This is a genomic window from Paenibacillus sp. FSL P4-0338 (genome assembly GCF_038002365.1).
GTDB lineage: Bacteria > Bacillota > Bacilli > Paenibacillales > Paenibacillaceae > Paenibacillus_AQ.
Window position 1 is genome coordinate 3,149,643 of record NZ_JBBOCG010000001.1, and the last position, 17,343, is coordinate 3,166,985.

The window sequence follows — 17,343 nt, forward strand, 5'->3', positions numbered from 1 at the left end:
GAAAGGACGGCCTAGGGGCCGCCCTTATTCTTTATATCTTTATTTCTGCAGAGATTGATACCATTCATTGACCTCTGTGGTCACTTTGTCGCCGCCTGTAGTTTTCCATTTCTCTACAAAGGTATCGAATTCGTCTACCGATGCTTTGTCATAAATAATTTTGTTCAGAATTTCCTTCTCCAGCTTCTCCAGCATATCTCCGCGGGCGAGCTGAGTTTCAGTAGGTGTACCTGTGAACATCTCAGGCATTACACTGTCCTTCTGGTCGATGATGATCTTGGCTGCTAAGATCTGCTCAGGAATACGCTCGGACAGATTCTTCTCATACTGGTTAGCAGGCTCTGCGCCGCCAGCGAGCTTAGCAAGCGTGTTCATCATCAGGTTAGGAATAATAGCGCCATCGTAAGTTAGGGTATAGCGGATCGCATCCACCCAGCCGCCTGGAATCTTATCCGTATCCTGCTCTTTCAGGACGGTTCCGTCTTCAGCGATATCATAGTCATAGCCTTTGGCGAAGCCGTTCACGAAGGTTGTGCTGTCCGGGTTGGCCCAGTTATCAAACAGATAGTTCTGGTAGACGAAGAATGCGTCTTTATGCTCCATATCCTTGTTGATCAATACAGCACCGGAGGCGATCTTCGTGCCGTGTCTGCCTACCTTGCCGTCCGGGCCTGCCGGAAGCGGATAAGCCTTATGCACTGCACCTGGAACGTTCTTCTGCAGATCCGGCAGCGGCCAGCCTGTCATCCAGTAAGGGCCGACAATGATACCGGATTTGCCTGCTGTAAAAGCTTCTGTTGCTTTGTTCTCATCATACAGACCGGATTCGGAGGAGATGTAGCCTGCCTTCATCCATTTCTGCATCGTTGCCAGGCCTTCCTTCATCTCCGGCTGAACAGAACCGTAAGCGAGCTGGTTGTCCGCTGTCTTGTTCCACTGGTTCGGCATAGCGCCGAACATTCCGAAGACCCATCCGGCTTCCGACATCCATGTGTTCAGGTTGTTTTTGAAGCCTACAGCGAGTCCCGTTGTATCCTTCTTGCCGTTGCCGTCAGGGTCCTGATTCGTGAACGCATCCAGCACGGTTTCCAGCTCAGTCAGATTCGTCGGAGCCTTAAGGTTCAGCTTCTTCAGCCAATCCTCACGAATATACATGACCGGATCATTATTATAAGCGTTTTCCAGAATCGGGATACCCATACGTTTGCCGTCTCTCATGTAGGGATTCCATACGGTTGGCTCTTCGGCCATCGCTTTTTTGTAGATATCGGAAGCATATTTGTCGAACAATTCGCCCGCATCGGTGAACTGGCCGCTGTCAATCAGATCGGAGATCAGGGAAGGGCTGCCGCGGAAAGAGATGATATCCGGCATTTTCTCACCAGAAGTAAGCATCAGGCGCAGCTTGGTTTCATAGGCGTTGTTCTGGTCACTTACGGTCCAGAGATACTTGATGTCAATGCCCAGCGTATCCTTGGCCCATTTGGTGTGCACGTTATTCTCGATGTTCTCGCCGTTCTTGAATTTCAGGCTGCTGGCGATGGGAAATACGGTTGAGATGGTTACCGGCTCTGTATATTTACCATTCTCAAAGGGAGCCGAATACATAGCATCTTCGCTTGCCGCCGGCTTGTTGTCCCCTTCTGCCTTCTTGTTGTCAGCATTGCCGCCGCATCCAGCCAGCAAGCTGCCCAGCATGACCGTGGATAACACTGCCGCAGCAGAGAATTTCATTTTCTTTATCATTTAATCTTGCACCCCTTTAATTAAAATTTAATCATATTAATTATATGAGTCAATCTTTTTTCACTTCCAGCGCGTGCATCACCCCCTTTAATAGGAAGGACGGCTATTCCTTAACCGCCCCGAGGACAATTCCCTTCACGAAGAAACGCTGCAGGAATGGATACACGATGAGGATCGGTGCCATTCCGATGAAGATTTGAGCGGCTTTGACCGTTCTTTGCGAGATATTCTCCAGATCCTCCGGCCGTACGGTCACCTTACTGAAGTCCTGCTGGACAATGACCGACTGCAGGAAGGTCGCCAGCGGATAGTTGCGGTGATCCGTCATATACAGCAGGCCGTCGAACCAGGAGTTCCAGTGACCGACAATCGTGAACAGCGACAGCGTAGCAATGGCCGGCATGGATACCGGGAGATACACGCTGAACAGTGTTCTGAAATGACCTGCGCCGTCGATGAAGGCGGCTTCTTCCATTTCTTTGGGCACGGCCCGGAAGAAGTTAAGCAGCAGAATGACATTCCATACCGAGACGGCCCCCGGCAGAATCAGTACCCATATGGAGTTCATGAGGTGCAGCTTCTGAATCAGAATGTACATCGGCACCAGACCGCCGCTGAACAGCATGGTGAAGACCAGCAGCCAGATATACATGTTCCGGCGTCTGAACCGGGCGTTCTCTTTGGACAGCGCATAGGCGGCCAGAATGACTATCCCCATGCTGAACAGCGTTCCCAGCACCGTGCGCTGCAGGGTCACCCAGATGGACCGGATGAAATTCTCATTGGCTACGGTCTTGGTATAGGCGTCCACTGTGAAATCTACCGGCCACAGACCCACCAGATTGGCATTGGCTGCCGATTTCCCGCTGAACGATACAGCAAGGACGTGAATCAGTGGGACAACACACATGACTGAGACTGCGATCATCAGGATATAGTTGAACACGGTGAAGATGCGGTAAGGTTTTGTTTTATGATACATGCCACATTGGCCTCCATTCTAGAAAATACGGTAGTTAGCAAATTTATACGAAAGGCGGTAAGCTGTTACGATCAAGACAAAGCTGACAACGGATTTGAACAATCCGACCGCTGTGGAGAAGCTGAACTTACCGTCAACAATTCCTAGTCTGTAGACAAATGTATCGATGATGTCCCCTTTATCGAAGACAAGCGCGTTATACAGGTTGAAGATCTGGTCGAAGCCGCCGTTAAGCACGTTACCCAGCGCCAGTGTTCCTACCACGATGGTAATCGGCAGCATGGCCGGCATTGTAATAGACCATGTCTGCTGCCAGCGTCCAGCTCCGTCAACCTCAGCAGCTTCATAGAGTGCCGGGTTAATTCCCGCCAGAGAGGCCAGGAAGACGATGGTGTTGAAGCCGAACTCTTTCCAAACATCACTCACTACTACGACAAACCGGAACCAGTTCCCGTCACCCAGGAAGAAAATCGGCTGGATGCCGAATACACTGACCAGTACCTGGTTGATCAGGCCTCCATCTCTGGCCAGCAGGTCGGAGATGATACCGCCCAGGATAACCCATGACAGGAAGTGGGGCATATAGACAATGGTTTGTACCATTTTTTTGAATGCCATCTTGCGGATCTCATTCAGCAGCAGTGCGAATAAGAAGGGAACGATCAGGTTGGCGATCATTTTCAGACCGGCAATAATCAGTGTGTTCCAGATGATCTGAACGTTCTCGGGAATACTGAACAGATATTCAAAATGCTCCAGCCCCACCCATTTGGAGGCGCTAAAGCCTAAGCCCGGCTTGTAATTCTTGAAGGCAATCGCAAGTCCTGTCATCGGAATATAGGCGAAGATCAAGGTAAGGATCAAAGCCGGCAGAACCATCAGATCGAGACTAATCGTCGATTTCCATTTCGATTTTTTCCGGGGACTCCCCGCATTTACATCCAGTTTCTCGCCTTTTACGCTGGCTGGCGTAACCAAGTTTTTCATGCTCCTGCTCCCCTTTGCTGGTCAACGTGTATCCGTTTACTTTGTTTATAAATTAATAATACCTAGCCGGACATGACAGTTACATGATAAATACAAAGCATTGATAACAAAATGATAACCACAACAGTTTTGGAGATAGCATTACGGTGGCGCTTGGGTGGACGCTCCGCGAACGGACCGTTGTTACAATCGCTGTTGTGTCCAGATTTTATTGTATTTTTACCTTAGCGGTGAAAATCCGGACACAAAGGCGACCGCTGCCGCTTTTCCGCGGGTCGTTCCGTTCTCTCCGCTGTTTAAGCGCGGGGCAAGGTCACTGAAAAAGGACAAACCATTACAGAAACTATCCCCTAGTCATGACATGGCCCGGCACCATCGAGTAACTTCCAGTTAAGCCGCCGCCCCAGCGATGGTTGCACAACCTACTAGAGAATTAATTGGATAAACATATCTTAATTTAGCCGGTTTGGAGCTTTTGAGGAAATTAGGTGGATTTATGCTATTTATTTTCGAGGAAATCTTCTTTTTGTTCTAATCTCGGCGTAACAAGTGCCTTTTTTCCAACTACTGTCTGGCGAGGGGCATTCCAAGCGCGAACAAGTGCCCAAAATCCAACTATTTCCTGACGCAGTATCGGGGCAACGCAGGCAAGGTAGACAAAACAGTCGTCCAACATGAGCATCGCAGCCCTATTACTCCCATCACTAATATCCACCCGCTCCAAACTACTCTCCACTCATCAATGTCCAACCGCACCAAGCGGCTCACTCTCGCTATTGACATCCACTCGCCCCTAGCGACTCACTCTCGCTATTGACATCCACTCGCCCCTAGCGACACTCTCTATCCATCGATTGGCCTCCCGCATGATACGCTCCCTCCATCCCACCACAAAAAGCAGCGGCCCCCTTATCGGGAGAACCGCTGCTCGAACGAATGCTATAGACTTGCGGACATTACTCTACTAATTGAGGCTGATTATACGGTACACTACCACGGCAGCCTGCTCTTTGGTCATCTGGGCCTTAGGCATGAAGTAGCCGTTTTGTGTGCCTTGGATGACTCCGTCAGCCTGTAGCTTCTCAATAGCGATGGTTGCCTCCTGTGTCAACAGGTTCAGATCTTTGAATTCTGGAACCGCTGCTGGATCGGCCTTCAACTTGATCTGCTCTAGCTGGGCAAGTCTATACAGCATTACCGCCATTTCCTGACGGCTGAGTGTATCGCTCGGACTGTAGAGCCCGTCTGCTCTACCTTTTACAATACCTAAGGCTCCAGCAATGTTGATAGCCTCGGCATACGGGGAATCCTTACTGACATCCTTGAAGCCTGGAGCGGCTGCTCCAGCTTGAAGGTCAAAAGCATCGACCAGCAGCTGGGCAAATTCCGCCCGGTTCATCAATACCCCTGTCTCATAGGAAGCCTCTGCTCCCAGAGGAAGTATTCCGCTTGCAGCCAGAGCCTCAACGCTCTCGGCAGCCCATTTGCTGCTCTTATGATCCGGCAGCTTCACTGTGGCAACCGCATACTGTCCAAGCTCCTTGGTCTGGAAGGAGACATAGCCTGTAGCCGGATCATATTGACGATCCTTCACAACTGCAAGCTTACCATTCTCCAGCACTTGATAGACTGCAAGCTGGTGCGCCCGCTCGCCTGACTTAAGTTCATAAGGCAGCAGCAGGGTAAGCGCAGCAGCGTCCACTGCTGTGTTCTTAGCTCCACGGATCGCAAGCGAGAAGTCCAGTACAGCCGCTCCATCCAAGCGGGTCTTCACTGCTGCCGGCCATCCGTCCTGGCCTACGCGCTTCACTTGAAGCTGAAGAACATCCCCGGCCAGCGTATCCTGCAATTTCAGCAGCTGTGTGTTCAGGCTCAGCACTGCCCCGAAGCCGCTCTCAATACGAATCTCCTTAATTTTCGGCTGTGCAGCCAGACCCTGAAGCGGAAGCCCCAGCTGCAGCACTTCGGTCCCGGAGGCAGGCTTGACAGCAATCTTCAGAATGCCGCTGTCCAGCGACTGAAGCACGGCCTGACTTACTACATCCGGCGTGAGATCAACATTCAGCACTCCAGCCTTATCCGGGGAAGTCTGAACGGTCAGCTTGCCATCTGCGAAGACCGCTGCCGGAGCCGGTGATTTCACAGGTGGTGACGAGCCTGGCGATGGATACGAAGAAGTCCCATCTGTAGGGGTTGGCGGTGCCGCCTCAGGTGCCACAAAGGTCAAAATCCCGAAGTTTGAGGTATCCCGCCACGTATCCTCTCCCCTGTCATTCCATTTACTCGTACTGCGGGTGCCGTCGCCCCGGTCATCATTGATCTGGAGATCAAGCCCGATGGAGCTTCCCGCCGCCCCCTTGATCGTGCCGAAATGTATCTTGGCTTCCACGCGGTACCCGGTGTCCGTATGGACTACCGCGCTGGTCAATCTGCTATCCGAGGCTCCTCCGCCAAAGGATGCCACATTATTAATGTTAATCCGGTATTGGCCGTCATCCCCCTCATAATACGGGGTTCTGCTGAAATTCTCATCGATGAAGATCTCCACGGAGTCCTGGTCCCATGGATTCGCAGCATCCGCCTTCAGCAAGGCGTCCTTCACATCAATGATCAGATAGAGGCTGTCCTCCATCCACATCGATCTGGCTTCTGCGGTGGTACTGTAAGGCGCGGCAGTCATTTTCACCTGAAAAGGCTTTGCCTTCTCCCACTGCGTATCCATCTGTCCGTCGATCTTCACCTGACCCTTCAGCGATTCCGCCGAATTAGGCATGGCAGAGAGCCGGAGAACACCGTAATGACTGGTATCTGTGTCCTGGGACCGGCTTCTGTCATTCCAGTAGGCAGGAACAGAAGCCGGAACACCGGCGTCACTGACACGGATATCAAGACCCAGCTCCGCGCCTGCGGCACCCTTGACGGTTACGAGCGGAATTCTTGCTTCAATGATATAACCGCCCTCGCGTTCTGTGCTGGTGAAGCTGACTCCTTCGGTCCCGGAGCCCGAACGCGGCAAGCTGATCTTGCGATCATCCGGCTGATACGCCGTAGTCTTCCCATTGTTCTCATCCAGGAAAAGCTCAACCTTGTCTTCCCCGTTCTGACTTGCATCGGTTACGTCTACCTTCACATACAGGTTATCGGTATCCCACAGCGTATGAACCTTGGCAGATACTGTGCTGCCCTGTTCAAGTGGAATCCCTGCTGTTTTGCTCCATAGGGCTTTCCCGGCTGCGCCTGCCTGAGGCGTACCCTCAAGCGCCACGGCTACATTGTGAATGGCCGGCAGCTTGGACGGGTCCACCGCCCCCCAGAAAGCAGGCTTCGCCTTCAGCTGCTCATCGAACAACATAGCATGGTTGTTGTAGCTTTTCTCATCCTGCACGCCCCAAATGGAGACTGAGGAGATCGTATCCTTGTACTTCTTGTAGAGCTCGAACAGATCATTATAGCGTTTGCCCTGCCGCGCAGCAATATCCGCAGGCAGCGGAGCAGAAGGGCTGATGCCCGAATCTACGTCCAGCTCAGTGATTTGAATGTCCAACCCAAGCTGCGAGAATTGCTGAATCGTCTTTTCAATCTCCGAAATGGATGGGGAGAATAGTCCGTGATGAGACTGGAGGCCCACGCCGTCAATCAGATTCTTCGCCTTGAGCGTCTTCAGCAGCTTGTAGATATGCTCACGCTTTTCCGGTACCTCTGTGTAATAATCATTGTAATAGAGCTTCGCTTCCGGGTCCGCCGCACGGGCGAATTCAAAAGCCTTCTCGATATAGTCCGGACCAATCAGCTTATACCAAGGGGACAGTCTCATCCCGTCCGGGCCGCCGCCATTGTCGGCAATCGCTTCGTTCACTACATCCCAGGCATAGATTTTGCCCTTATAGCGGTGCATAACGGTCTCGATATAACTCTGTAGACGCGTAAGCAGCAGCTCTCTGCTTGCCGGCTGGCCGTCAGGACCCGTGAACATCCACTCGGCAGCATCCACATGCCACAACAGCGCGTGTCCGCGAAGTCCCATTCCGTTCGCCTGGGCGAAATTCACATATTTATCCGCCCCGTCGAACACATAAGTGCCCTCGGAAGGAGCAAGGAATTTGGGCTTCATTTCATAGGTGGCTGTGATGCTGTTGAAATGCTTCTTCAGCAGTTCCCCATAGACCCCTTCCATCTGCCAGGAGTACGCAGCGGCACCAATGGCGAAGTCGTTCGCATAGATGTCTTTTAGCACAGGGATATCCTGTTCAATGCTCATCTCAGGTGCGGGTTCAACAACCACATCATCTACATAAAAAGATAACGTATCCACAGTCTCCTCTGTAACATAAGGAGTCTCCACGAACAGGTTCACCTCAGACGGCTGGTCGCTGTACTGAAAAGTCCCCTTCAGCAGATGCCACTGATCCCACTGATCGGCCTTAATATCAACCTTATCAATTGCATTCCAGCTCTCGGAGCCGGCCTTCTTATACACCGTCATCTGCAGGCTTTTGTCGGCCTCCGGCTTCTCCTTCAGACGGACATACAGCGAGAACTGGTAGCTCTTGCCCGGCCGCAGATGCTCCTTCACACTCAGGCTTGGCCCATGGAAGCTGCGCTCTCTTCCTTCGACCAGCATACTGTTGGTCCCGGTATTGGCAGTATCCTGGCTCACGGACAGCGACTCCGGTCCAATCCGGTTCTTCCAGCCCTGAAGCGTTCCGTCTTCAAAATCCGTGCGCAGCCCTTCCTCCCCTTCCGGGACTTCAGCAGCTGCGGTGGTAATCTTGATATCATCCACGTAGAAGGATGTTCCTGCTGCGGCTTCTGCATAAATCTCCGTGAAGCCTACCTTATCGCCTGTAATAAAAGTACCTTCCAGATACGTCCATTCCCCCGACCCCTTCGCTCCGCTAAGTTCCGCTACAAGCGTCCAGTCCTCTTTTTCGCCGATTTGGGTATGTACTGTGAATTTGACCGGCGCCGGAGATTTCACCCATGCTCCCACAGTGTAGGCTGTGTTCGGAGTCATATGATCCGTCAGAACCTGATTGGGCCCTTCCCAATCCTTGGTGCGCCCATCCACGTACAGACTGTATGTGCCTCCATGATAGACCTCCTTCGTTACTGTAAGCTGTTCGTCTCCCTTCTTGGTCCAGCACTGTGCGGTGCCGTCCTCAAAGTCCGAAGCAAGAACAACTGCCGCATCTCCCTCAGCCGCAGCATAGACCGGTGTCCGCATCGGCAGCACCGAGGCTGCCAAGACGGCCAGCGCCAGCCCTAAGCTCATCATTCGTTTACGATTGAGCATCTGTACCCTCCTAAGAATCTTCTTTATAAAGCGCTTACAGATTGAATTATAGCTCTATGGAAATCGTTTACAAATAACAATTTGATAGTATTGATAACAAAATGATAAGCGGGGCGGGAAAAATTAGCGGTTTTCCGCATACACCCGGCCCCCCTCGCGCCAGCACATGTTTCGAACCACGCTCCTCCGCCTCTGCGCAATGTAATCGGTTTTTCGATTACATTCGGCCCGCACGCCGCCACACCCAATGGTTCGGTTTTTCGGTTACATGCGACCTCGCCTGGCCTGTGCCCCGGCGGAACCCGGCCAATTTCCTATTTCTACGCAAAAAAGCAGCACACTCCATCCCTCCGAGTGCGCTGCAAACTATACAGTCTCTGATCTACTCTTCTTTATTTACTCTACCCACTTCACTCCGCATACCTCACCATGATACGTTCCCCTGCCTGCATCTCAATACTCACCAGGCCGTCCGAATCCGGCTCCACCAACAGCCGGTCTTCTCCGCGCGTAATCTCTAGAGGCCGTTCTGCCAGAACCCGGCACTCTCCCCCAAGATGAGCGGTAACCTCCGCTTGCCCGAGAATGCCAGCGCTCCAGGTCAGGTTCACTTCATAGCCGCCGCGGGCGCGCAGTCCCTTCACCCGTCCTTCGCTCCAGCTTGAAGGCAGGGCGGGCAGAAGCTCCAGAACTCCCTGGTGGGATTGCAGCAGCATCTCGGCAATTCCGGCTGTAGCCGCGAAGTTCCCGTCAATCTGGAACGGCGGATGAGCGTCGAACAGGTTCGGATAGACGCCGCCGCGTTCATTGTTAACGGCCTCCGGCTGAACCAGCGTCAGCAGGTTAGTGATCAGCTGCTTGGCGCGGTCGCCCTGTCTGAATCTGGCCCATAGTCCGATTTTCCAGCCCAGGCTCCAGCCGGTTCCGCCGTCTCCGCGAATCTCAAGCGAGGTTCTGGCAGCTTCATACAGCTCGGGAGCTAACTTCTCCGTTACCGATCTGCCGGGGTAGACCCCGACCAGATGGGAGACATGGCGATGATGTACATCCTCGTCCTCCATATCCGCCGACCACTCCTGAAGCCGCCCTCCGGCACCAATCTTGAGTGGCAGCAGCCGTGCGCGTGCCGCTTCCAGCTCAGCCGCGAATTCGCCGTCCAGCCCAAGCAATCCGGCAGCAAGGCTGCAGTTCGTGAACAGCTCCGCGATCAGCGACAGATCCATGGTTGCCGCTTCGCTGACGGCATACTTCTTGTCGCCGTCTACGATTTTATGCTCAGGAGAAGTGGATGGTGAGGTAATCAGATACCCGTCCGGGTTCTCGATCAGCCAATCCAGGCAGAACAAGGCCGCTTCCTTCATTACCGGATATGCGGTCTCCCGCAGATAGGACAGATCGCCGCTGAAGGCATAATGCTCCCACAGATGCTGGGTAAGCCATACCCCGCCCATCGCCCAGGATGCCCAGACCGGATCTCCGTCGCCGTAGCCGCCAACGGGAGCCGACTGCGCCCAGAGATCGGCGTTATGATGGGCTACCCAGCCGCGTGCGCCATAGTTAATCCGGGCCGTCTCGCTGCCGTTGACCGCCAGCCTCCGGGTATAGTCAATCAGCGGCTGATGCAGCTCGGACAGATTACAGATCTCAGCCGGCCAGTAATTCATCTCCGCATTGATATTCAGCGTGTAATTGCTGCTCCAAGGTGCCCGGGTATCCTGATTCCAGATGCCCTGGAGATTCGCCGGCTGAGTGCCGGGGCGGGAGCTGGCAATCAGCAGATAACGGCCGTAATGGAACAGAAGCTCTACCAGCCCCGGATCATTGCTGCCGTAGGCCGCAATTCTCTGATCCGTTGGCATGCCCTCTGGAGCCAGGCTCTCTCCCAGATGCAGCTCTACCCGGTCAAACAGCTCCCGGTGGTCGTCAACATGACGGCTTAGTAGCCCAGCATAAGGCTCATTGATGATCTGCTGTACAGCCCCATCTGTCTGCTGACTTACATCATAATCCGCCTTCACTGTGCCGGATTCCGCATCGAAGGAGGTTGCCGCACTGAAGTATAGAACCGCTTCCGTTGCGCCGGTAACCTGGATGCCGTCAGCACTAGCTTCCAGACGGCCTCCAGTCTGGACCGCAGCCAGACGGCCGTGGAACTTCAGACTCCGCGGGGACTCTCCACCGTAACGGACCGGCTGATCGACTTCGAAATAATTCGGTGCCACATATTCAGGAGCATGTCCGCTAATCGTGTAGTGTTCTCCGTCTGCTTCCGAACGGTGACGGAGCGGACTGTCCAGCTTCGCCCGGAAGCTGAGCCGGTGCTCCTCGCTGGCCGTTAAGCGGACAATGATCGCCTGGTCCGGGTGAGAAGCGAAGACCTCCCGGGTATACCGGACACCGCCGATTACATAGGAGACGGTACCAACACCCGTGGACAAGTCCAGCTTCCGGCTATACTCTCCGTCTGTGGTCTGCCCGTGCTCCATCGTAAGCAGCAGATCCCCGAACGGCAGATAGGACTGGGCGTATGGACCCATCATTTTTTTGCATAGTTCATCCGCTTCTTCATTCCTGCCTTCTGCAATCAGCGCCCTAACCTTAGGAAGAACCTCGAGAGCCCCCGGATTATTCCAGTCTGTCTTGTACCCGGACCACAGCGTGTCCTCATTCAGCGCCAGACGCTCCTTCTCAATGCCGCCAAAAATCATGGCTCCCAGCCGTCCATTCCCGACTGGAAGCGCCTCCACCCAAAAAGTGGCAGGGCTATTAAATGAAATATTCATTGCTCAGCTTACCTCCATACACCGTAATTTCTAATCTGGCTGAACCCTTCCATCCTGATAAATCCTGATAACACTCTCATTATATAGGCATCTGTCAGGAAAGACGAATCCGCAGAGTATACTCAAGCGGAGTGATGAGTGTTACGAGGACTTTCTGGCAGCCTTCGGGATAACTCATCCCGCGGATATCGGCCAGATGATGCTCATGACAGCCCTGCTCAAGCTCCATCCAATCCTCCCCGGAGCTGTAGCGCAGCGTCCCGGCAGCCCAGAAGGAAGTCTCGCTCATACCCGGTACCGGCGTCAGCGCGGAGCCTTCGAGTCTGCCCTCGCTGCCGAAGAGCAGGACAATCTGAGTCAGCACATCTGCCGGGGACGGTGCTGAGAAGTGCAGATCCCAGCCTGCTTCCCACTCGCTTACCTTCACGCAGACACTGCTGGTCTGGTTATGGGTAAGCGGCCGCTCGCTATGCGGCAGCAGATACCACGGGCTGGTAGGCAAGCCGGTGCGCGGAGGCAGCTTATCTGCGGGAATAGTGCCATAGTAGCCTTTATCGGCAGCTGACTCCAGCTGGAATCCGTCCGCTGTCTCCGTAAGTGAATCCATCGTAATCAGTCCCGGCTCGAAGCTTGAAGCCAGTTGAACCCCCAGCAGCCTTGCCCGGCCATGCCGCAGCGAGAACAGCGAGGAGGCCTCGGTCATCACGCTTACACTGGTCTCTCCGCTGCGCACCCGGGCAACCGGAGCGCCGAATTCCGTATGCTGCTTGCTGTGGCGGACAGGTCCGCCGTAGCCGTCCTGCCCGATTCGTCCGATCAGCTCCTGACGGTTGAACGCGCCATCTATTACCTTGCGGTAGCTGTCCGGCAGTTCTCCCGGCGCGACTGAAGCCGCCTGCATCTGCGGATAGAGCAGGAATCCCAGCATAATCTGATTGGGCAGCGAGCCCGGATGCATAACTGAGCGGCTTGCCAGCAGCGCAAGAGCTGCGAATTCCGGGTCATGGTCATGCTCTGCCATCAGCTGATAGCACAGATAATAGTCAGCCAGCGAGTAGACGCTGCCGAAATCCTGCCGCCCTGAATAATCAGTGACCACCTCACCGTCCGGGTGAACCAGATATTTCATCATCCGCAGATTCTGGCGGACCGGCTCCAGCAGCTCAGGACGGTTCAGATCCTGCGCGGCGTAATAGAGCATAATGTCACTGACCGTGTTGTAGATTCCGTTACTCCGCTCCGTCCATTCGCCGTCCGGCGTAATGTCCATCCCCTCCTGCAGCCATTCCCCGGCTCTTGCCTGCAGCTCCTCCAGGGCAAAAATCCGGTACAAAGACCCCAGCGCGGCAGTCAGCACCCAGCGGTGATTCGGGGTATGCACACCCCCGGTCAGCATCGCCGGAATCGTCCGCTCCAGGAAGACTCTAATCTGATCCGTCACCGGCTTCAGCGGCGGCCAGCTCTGCCGCTCCAGCAGCGTGAGGATATTGGCTAATCCGACCACCACGAACGCTGTATCCGGCGGTGAATGATAATTCGTCCAGCCCGGCGAGATCGTACCGTCCTCATGCTGGAACCGCAGCATGAACGCCATCCCCTCATGCAGCTGCTCCAGCAGCACCAGATCCCGGTAATACCGGGACTGCTCATTCACCAGAGCAGCCGCCCATGCCGCCAGATACTGGGCCGTGCCGGTGTGATTCGGCCAGGCTACGCCGCTCAGCGGATCACGCACACCCCCGAAGTACCGGCTCTCCCGGTCATTAATCTGCAGCTCCATGGATTCCTGTGTCCATTTATCATTAATGTCCGTTATCTTCTTGAACATCTGATTGACTCCCCTATCTGCCAGCCCTGTTAGGGCGTGAATTATACTGAACCTGCAACAGACAATACTATAATAGTCAATAGCCTCAGCCCTTCACGGCTCCGGTCATCACACCGGAGACGAAGTATCTTTGCAGCCATGGATAGACGAGTAGAATAGGCACTGTGGCGAACACTACAGTAGCCGCCTTCAGACTCTCCGGCACAACCGTGCTGATCGCATTCCCCTCCATTCTCATCATATCGGTTACCTGGCTGTTCTGGATCATATGATAGAGCTTAAGCTGGAGCGGATACAGCTCCGGCTTCGTGATATACATCAGCGTATCCTGGAATCCGTTCCATCTGCCGACGGCATAGAACAGGCTTAGAGTAGCAAGCACCGGCATGGATAACGGCAGAATGATACGGATTAGCGTCCCGAACTGGCTGCTGCCGTCGATCTCAGCGGACTCCTTGAGCGCGTCCGGAATCCCGGCCAGAAAAGAAATCAGGATAATCATATAGAAGGGGCTAATAAGTCCGGGCAGCACCAGCGCCCAGATCGTATTCAGCAAATGCAGCTCCCGTGTCAGAATATACTCTGGAATAATACCGCCGCTGAAGAACATGGTGACAACAATGATGAACATGAAGATTTTACGGCCCTTCAGATCCTTCTTCGACAGGGCATAGCCCGCCGCAACCGTCATCACCATGCACAGTGCTGTGAACAGCACCGTCAGGAATATCGTGAAGGCCAGCGAGCGGATCATCGCGGCATCACCGAACACTTTTTTATACGCCTCAATATTGAAGTCCATAGGGAACAAAGTAACTTTGCCCGAAGCAATCGGGACCGTTCCGCTGAAGGATACAGCGAGAATATGCACGAACGGAATCAGACATGCCAGCACCGATAAGGTCAAGCAGATCACAATCCATGTATCAAACGCCTTGTTAGCTGCTCTTTCATTCATAATGTACACTCCCGATCCAAAGGTTGATTATAGGATGCTCTCGTCTGTAAGCTTCTTGGAAATATAGTTCGCCACCAGCAGGAATAGAAGTCCGACCACCGCCTGGAACAATCCAACCACCGTAGCCAGCGTATACTGCCCCGATTCCAGACCGATCCGGTAGACAAAGGTACTCAGCACATCCGAGTATTCCATAACCGCAAGGTTACCGATTACGAACGGCCGCTCGAAGCCAATCGAGATCATGTTGCCCAGATTAATGATCAGCAGCGTAACAATCGTCGGCTTGATCCCTGGAATCGTAATATGCAGAATGCGCTTGATTCTTCCGGCCCCATCGACCTCCGCCGCTTCGAACAGCTCTTTATTGATGCCCGCGAGTGCCGCCAGATAGAGAATCGTCCCCCAGCCTGCGCTCTGCCAGACACCGGTCAGCAGGTAAGTGATCAGCCAATAATTTTTGTCAGAGAGGAAGGGAATGGCATCCAGCCCCAAGCTTGTTAACAGGTTGTTAATCATCCCGGACTGCTGGCCAAATAGCTGGTATACAATCCCGCCGATGATTACCCAGGAAATAAAATGCGGAATATACAGAATCGTCTGAGACAGCTTCTTGAACCAGACCACCTTCAGCTCAAACAGCATGATCGCAATAATTAGGGGGGCGGGAAAAGAAACGATCAAATCCAGAAAGTTCAGCATCAACGTGTTGCGTAAGGTTATATAAAAGTCCTGATTCGCAAATACCTCGCGGAATCCGTCAAGACCAATCCATTCACTGCCACCGATGCCTTTGAAAAAGTTGAAGTCCTTGAACGCAATCTGCACACCATACATTGGACCGTACTTGAAAATAATAAAGAACAGGATGGGTAAGACCAGCAATGCGTACATCTGCCAATTTCTGCGGAAATAACGGGTGTATCCCACAACGATTCCTCCTCCACTGTGCCCCTGAGGCTGTAGGGGGAAGCAGCCAAGACCGGCAGCCCTGCCGCTCCCCCTCCCTCACGGACCGCTAATTCAATTATTTCTGCTCGCTGTAGGCAGCCTTGCGTTCATCCAGAATGGCCTGTCCGCCGCTTGACATGTAGTCCTTCAGCATACTCTCATAGGTGACTTCGAATTCGCCAGGGGAGACCATTGTAGATTTCACCATCAACTGCTTGATTTTATCGCTAAGTGTCGTGCCGTATTTGCTCTCTGCCTCAATCGGACGGCTGGTGAACACCGGCTCAATTGGATTAGTGGTAGAAATTGTAAGTGATTTTGCGATGATGTCCTGATACTTGGTGCGGAAGCTCTTCACGAAGGCTTCATTATTCTTGTCCTGGCTCTCAAAAATCCGTCCGTTCGCGATAATCCCGATATCCCCGCCGCCTGACAGCTTGTTGGAGGATTCGACAGACATATCCGGAATGGAGACCGGCACACCGCCTTCCAGCGTGTAATGCTCGCCTTCAATCCCGTTCTGGATATATTGCAGATGACCATCTGCAGACATCCAGTCCAGATACTTAATAGCTTCCACCGCATGCTTGCTGGACTTCGGAATCATAATATACATCCCGTTCGGAGCAGATACCGGCTTGGCTGTCTTCCCCTCGCTGTTCGTGAACGGATCAATGGCGCTCAGTACAGCCTTCGGGTTATTCTTCGTCATCACATCATAAGCACCGTCAGGGTAGAAGATCGCATCGTTATCATCGCTGAATGCGCCCACAAGCCCGTTCCCGATATTCTGTGTAAGAGTTTCTTTATTCTCGTCCAGGGCGAAATCCTTGCTGATCAGCCCTTCGTTATACAGCTTGTTCATATATTGAATGGCATCCTTGAATCCAGGCAGCAGAATCGGGTAGTCCCGGGAGCTCAGGTTCTGTGTAAGCTCGTAGCGCTCCTGCTCAGTGACCGGCTTGATGAAGGACCAGACCAGCGAATCATACTGCGCCGCAGCAATCGTCATGCCCAGCGGAATCACCTTGCCGCCGGTTTCACCCGGATCTTTGGTCTTGAAGGCAGTTAGTGTATTGTACAGCTCCTCTGAGGTAGCCGGAACGGGAAGCCCCAGCTTATCCAGCCAATCCTGACGAATGAAGGAAGCATATTTACCTACCGTTGAACGTTTGGCGGGAATGCTATACTGGACGCCATCGTATTGACCGTAGCGCAGAGTATCCTCGCCAAGGAACTTGGTCAGATTCTGTCCGTGTTCCTTCAGCAGCGGAGTCAGATCCGTCAGCCCGCCTTGCTCGGCATATTTGTTGAAGGTCCCGGAGTCATAGGTGAAGACGATATCAGGGACATCAGTTCCGCTGGCCATCAGGACATTAAGCTTGGTCACTTCCTCTGAGCGGGGGATAGGGACAAATTCCACATCGATATTGTTAGCCTTACCGAAATTCTCTTTAACATAATTAGTGAGGAAGTTATCGGATGCCGTAACACCGGCGGGCGCATTGCCACGGTCAAAAATTTCGATCTTCAAGCTGCCGGCTGCTGCTGCACCGTTGCCGCTTGCTTCACTGGAATCTTTAGACGAGCATGCAGACAATACCATAGATGACATAAGAACCGCCGAGAGACCGAGAGCCAACTTTCTTTTACCGTTAACATTTGTCATATTTCCTACCACCTATCCCTTTCGATTTCTGATTTCAATCAGCCTGTTGTCTCTGTATGATGCTTGCGGCTTGACCATGTGATGAATTATTACATCGTTTGCGTAATTCGACAATATACATGTTTCTTATTGTATTTTCATGAAAA

At 53.1% G+C, this 17,343-nt stretch carries 9 protein-coding genes; all 9 read right to left on the reverse strand.

The window, feature by feature from the left end; all coding sequences use genetic code 11:
- Positions 1–39: 39 nt before the first annotated feature.
- Positions 40–1,746 (reverse strand): extracellular solute-binding protein, encoded by a 1,707-nt coding sequence (locus MKZ07_RS13865; RefSeq protein ID WP_341026172.1) that lies wholly within the window; start codon positions 1,744–1,746, stop codon positions 40–42.
- A gap of 103 nt (positions 1,747–1,849) precedes the next feature.
- Complete coding sequence (locus MKZ07_RS13870) at positions 1,850–2,728, reverse strand: carbohydrate ABC transporter permease (protein ID WP_036699399.1); 879 nt, start codon at positions 2,726–2,728, stop codon at positions 1,850–1,852.
- Positions 2,729–2,746: 18 nt separating this feature from the next.
- Entirely contained in the window at positions 2,747–3,715 is a 969-nt protein-coding gene (locus MKZ07_RS13875; RefSeq protein ID WP_445670281.1) for an ABC transporter permease, read from the reverse strand.
- Between the two features lie 964 nt (positions 3,716–4,679).
- Positions 4,680–9,008, reverse strand: a complete 4,329-nt coding sequence (locus MKZ07_RS13880) for an endo-1,4-beta-xylanase (protein WP_341026174.1) — start codon at positions 9,006–9,008, stop codon at positions 4,680–4,682.
- A gap of 410 nt (positions 9,009–9,418) precedes the next feature.
- Positions 9,419–11,791, reverse strand: a complete 2,373-nt coding sequence (locus MKZ07_RS13885; protein ID WP_341026175.1) for a glycoside hydrolase family 95 protein — start codon at positions 11,789–11,791, stop codon at positions 9,419–9,421.
- Positions 11,792–11,885: 94 nt separating this feature from the next.
- Positions 11,886–13,619, reverse strand: a complete 1,734-nt coding sequence (locus MKZ07_RS13890) for a hypothetical protein (protein ID WP_036699394.1) — start codon at positions 13,617–13,619, stop codon at positions 11,886–11,888.
- A gap of 85 nt (positions 13,620–13,704) precedes the next feature.
- Positions 13,705–14,577 carry a carbohydrate ABC transporter permease gene (locus MKZ07_RS13895; protein ID WP_036699393.1) on the reverse strand — a complete coding sequence of 291 codons (873 nt, stop codon included), beginning with the start codon at positions 14,575–14,577 and terminating at the stop codon, positions 13,705–13,707.
- A 27-nt stretch (positions 14,578–14,604) separates the two neighbouring features.
- On the reverse strand, positions 14,605–15,471 hold the full coding sequence (locus MKZ07_RS13900; RefSeq protein ID WP_051493947.1) for an ABC transporter permease: 867 nt from the start codon (positions 15,469–15,471) through the stop codon (positions 14,605–14,607).
- Between the two features lie 133 nt (positions 15,472–15,604).
- On the reverse strand, positions 15,605–17,197 hold the full coding sequence (locus tag MKZ07_RS13905) for an extracellular solute-binding protein (protein WP_036699389.1): 1,593 nt from the start codon (positions 17,195–17,197) through the stop codon (positions 15,605–15,607).
- Positions 17,198–17,343 lie beyond the last annotated feature (146 nt).

Bases quoted from the DNA above. Each gene is read 5' to 3' on its own strand.
- MKZ07_RS13865 (WP_341026172.1), bottom strand. From the start codon at position 1,746: ATGATAAAGAAAATGAAATTCTCTGCTGCGGCAGTGTTATCCACGGTC.
- MKZ07_RS13870 (WP_036699399.1), bottom strand. From the start codon at position 2,728: ATGTATCATAAAACAAAACCTTACCGCATCTTCACCGTGTTCAACTAT.
- MKZ07_RS13875 (WP_445670281.1), bottom strand. From the start codon at position 3,715: ATGAAAAACTTGGTTACGCCAGCCAGCGTAAAAGGCGAGAAACTGGAT.
- MKZ07_RS13880 (WP_341026174.1), bottom strand. From the start codon at position 9,008: ATGCTCAATCGTAAACGAATGATGAGCTTAGGGCTGGCGCTGGCCGTC.
- MKZ07_RS13885 (WP_341026175.1), bottom strand. From the start codon at position 11,791: ATGAATATTTCATTTAATAGCCCTGCCACTTTTTGGGTGGAGGCGCTT.
- MKZ07_RS13890 (WP_036699394.1), bottom strand. From the start codon at position 13,619: ATGTTCAAGAAGATAACGGACATTAATGATAAATGGACACAGGAATCC.
- MKZ07_RS13895 (WP_036699393.1), bottom strand. From the start codon at position 14,577: ATGAATGAAAGAGCAGCTAACAAGGCGTTTGATACATGGATTGTGATC.
- MKZ07_RS13900 (WP_051493947.1), bottom strand. From the start codon at position 15,471: ATGTACGCATTGCTGGTCTTACCCATCCTGTTCTTTATTATTTTCAAG.
- MKZ07_RS13905 (WP_036699389.1), bottom strand. From the start codon at position 17,197: ATGACAAATGTTAACGGTAAAAGAAAGTTGGCTCTCGGTCTCTCGGCG.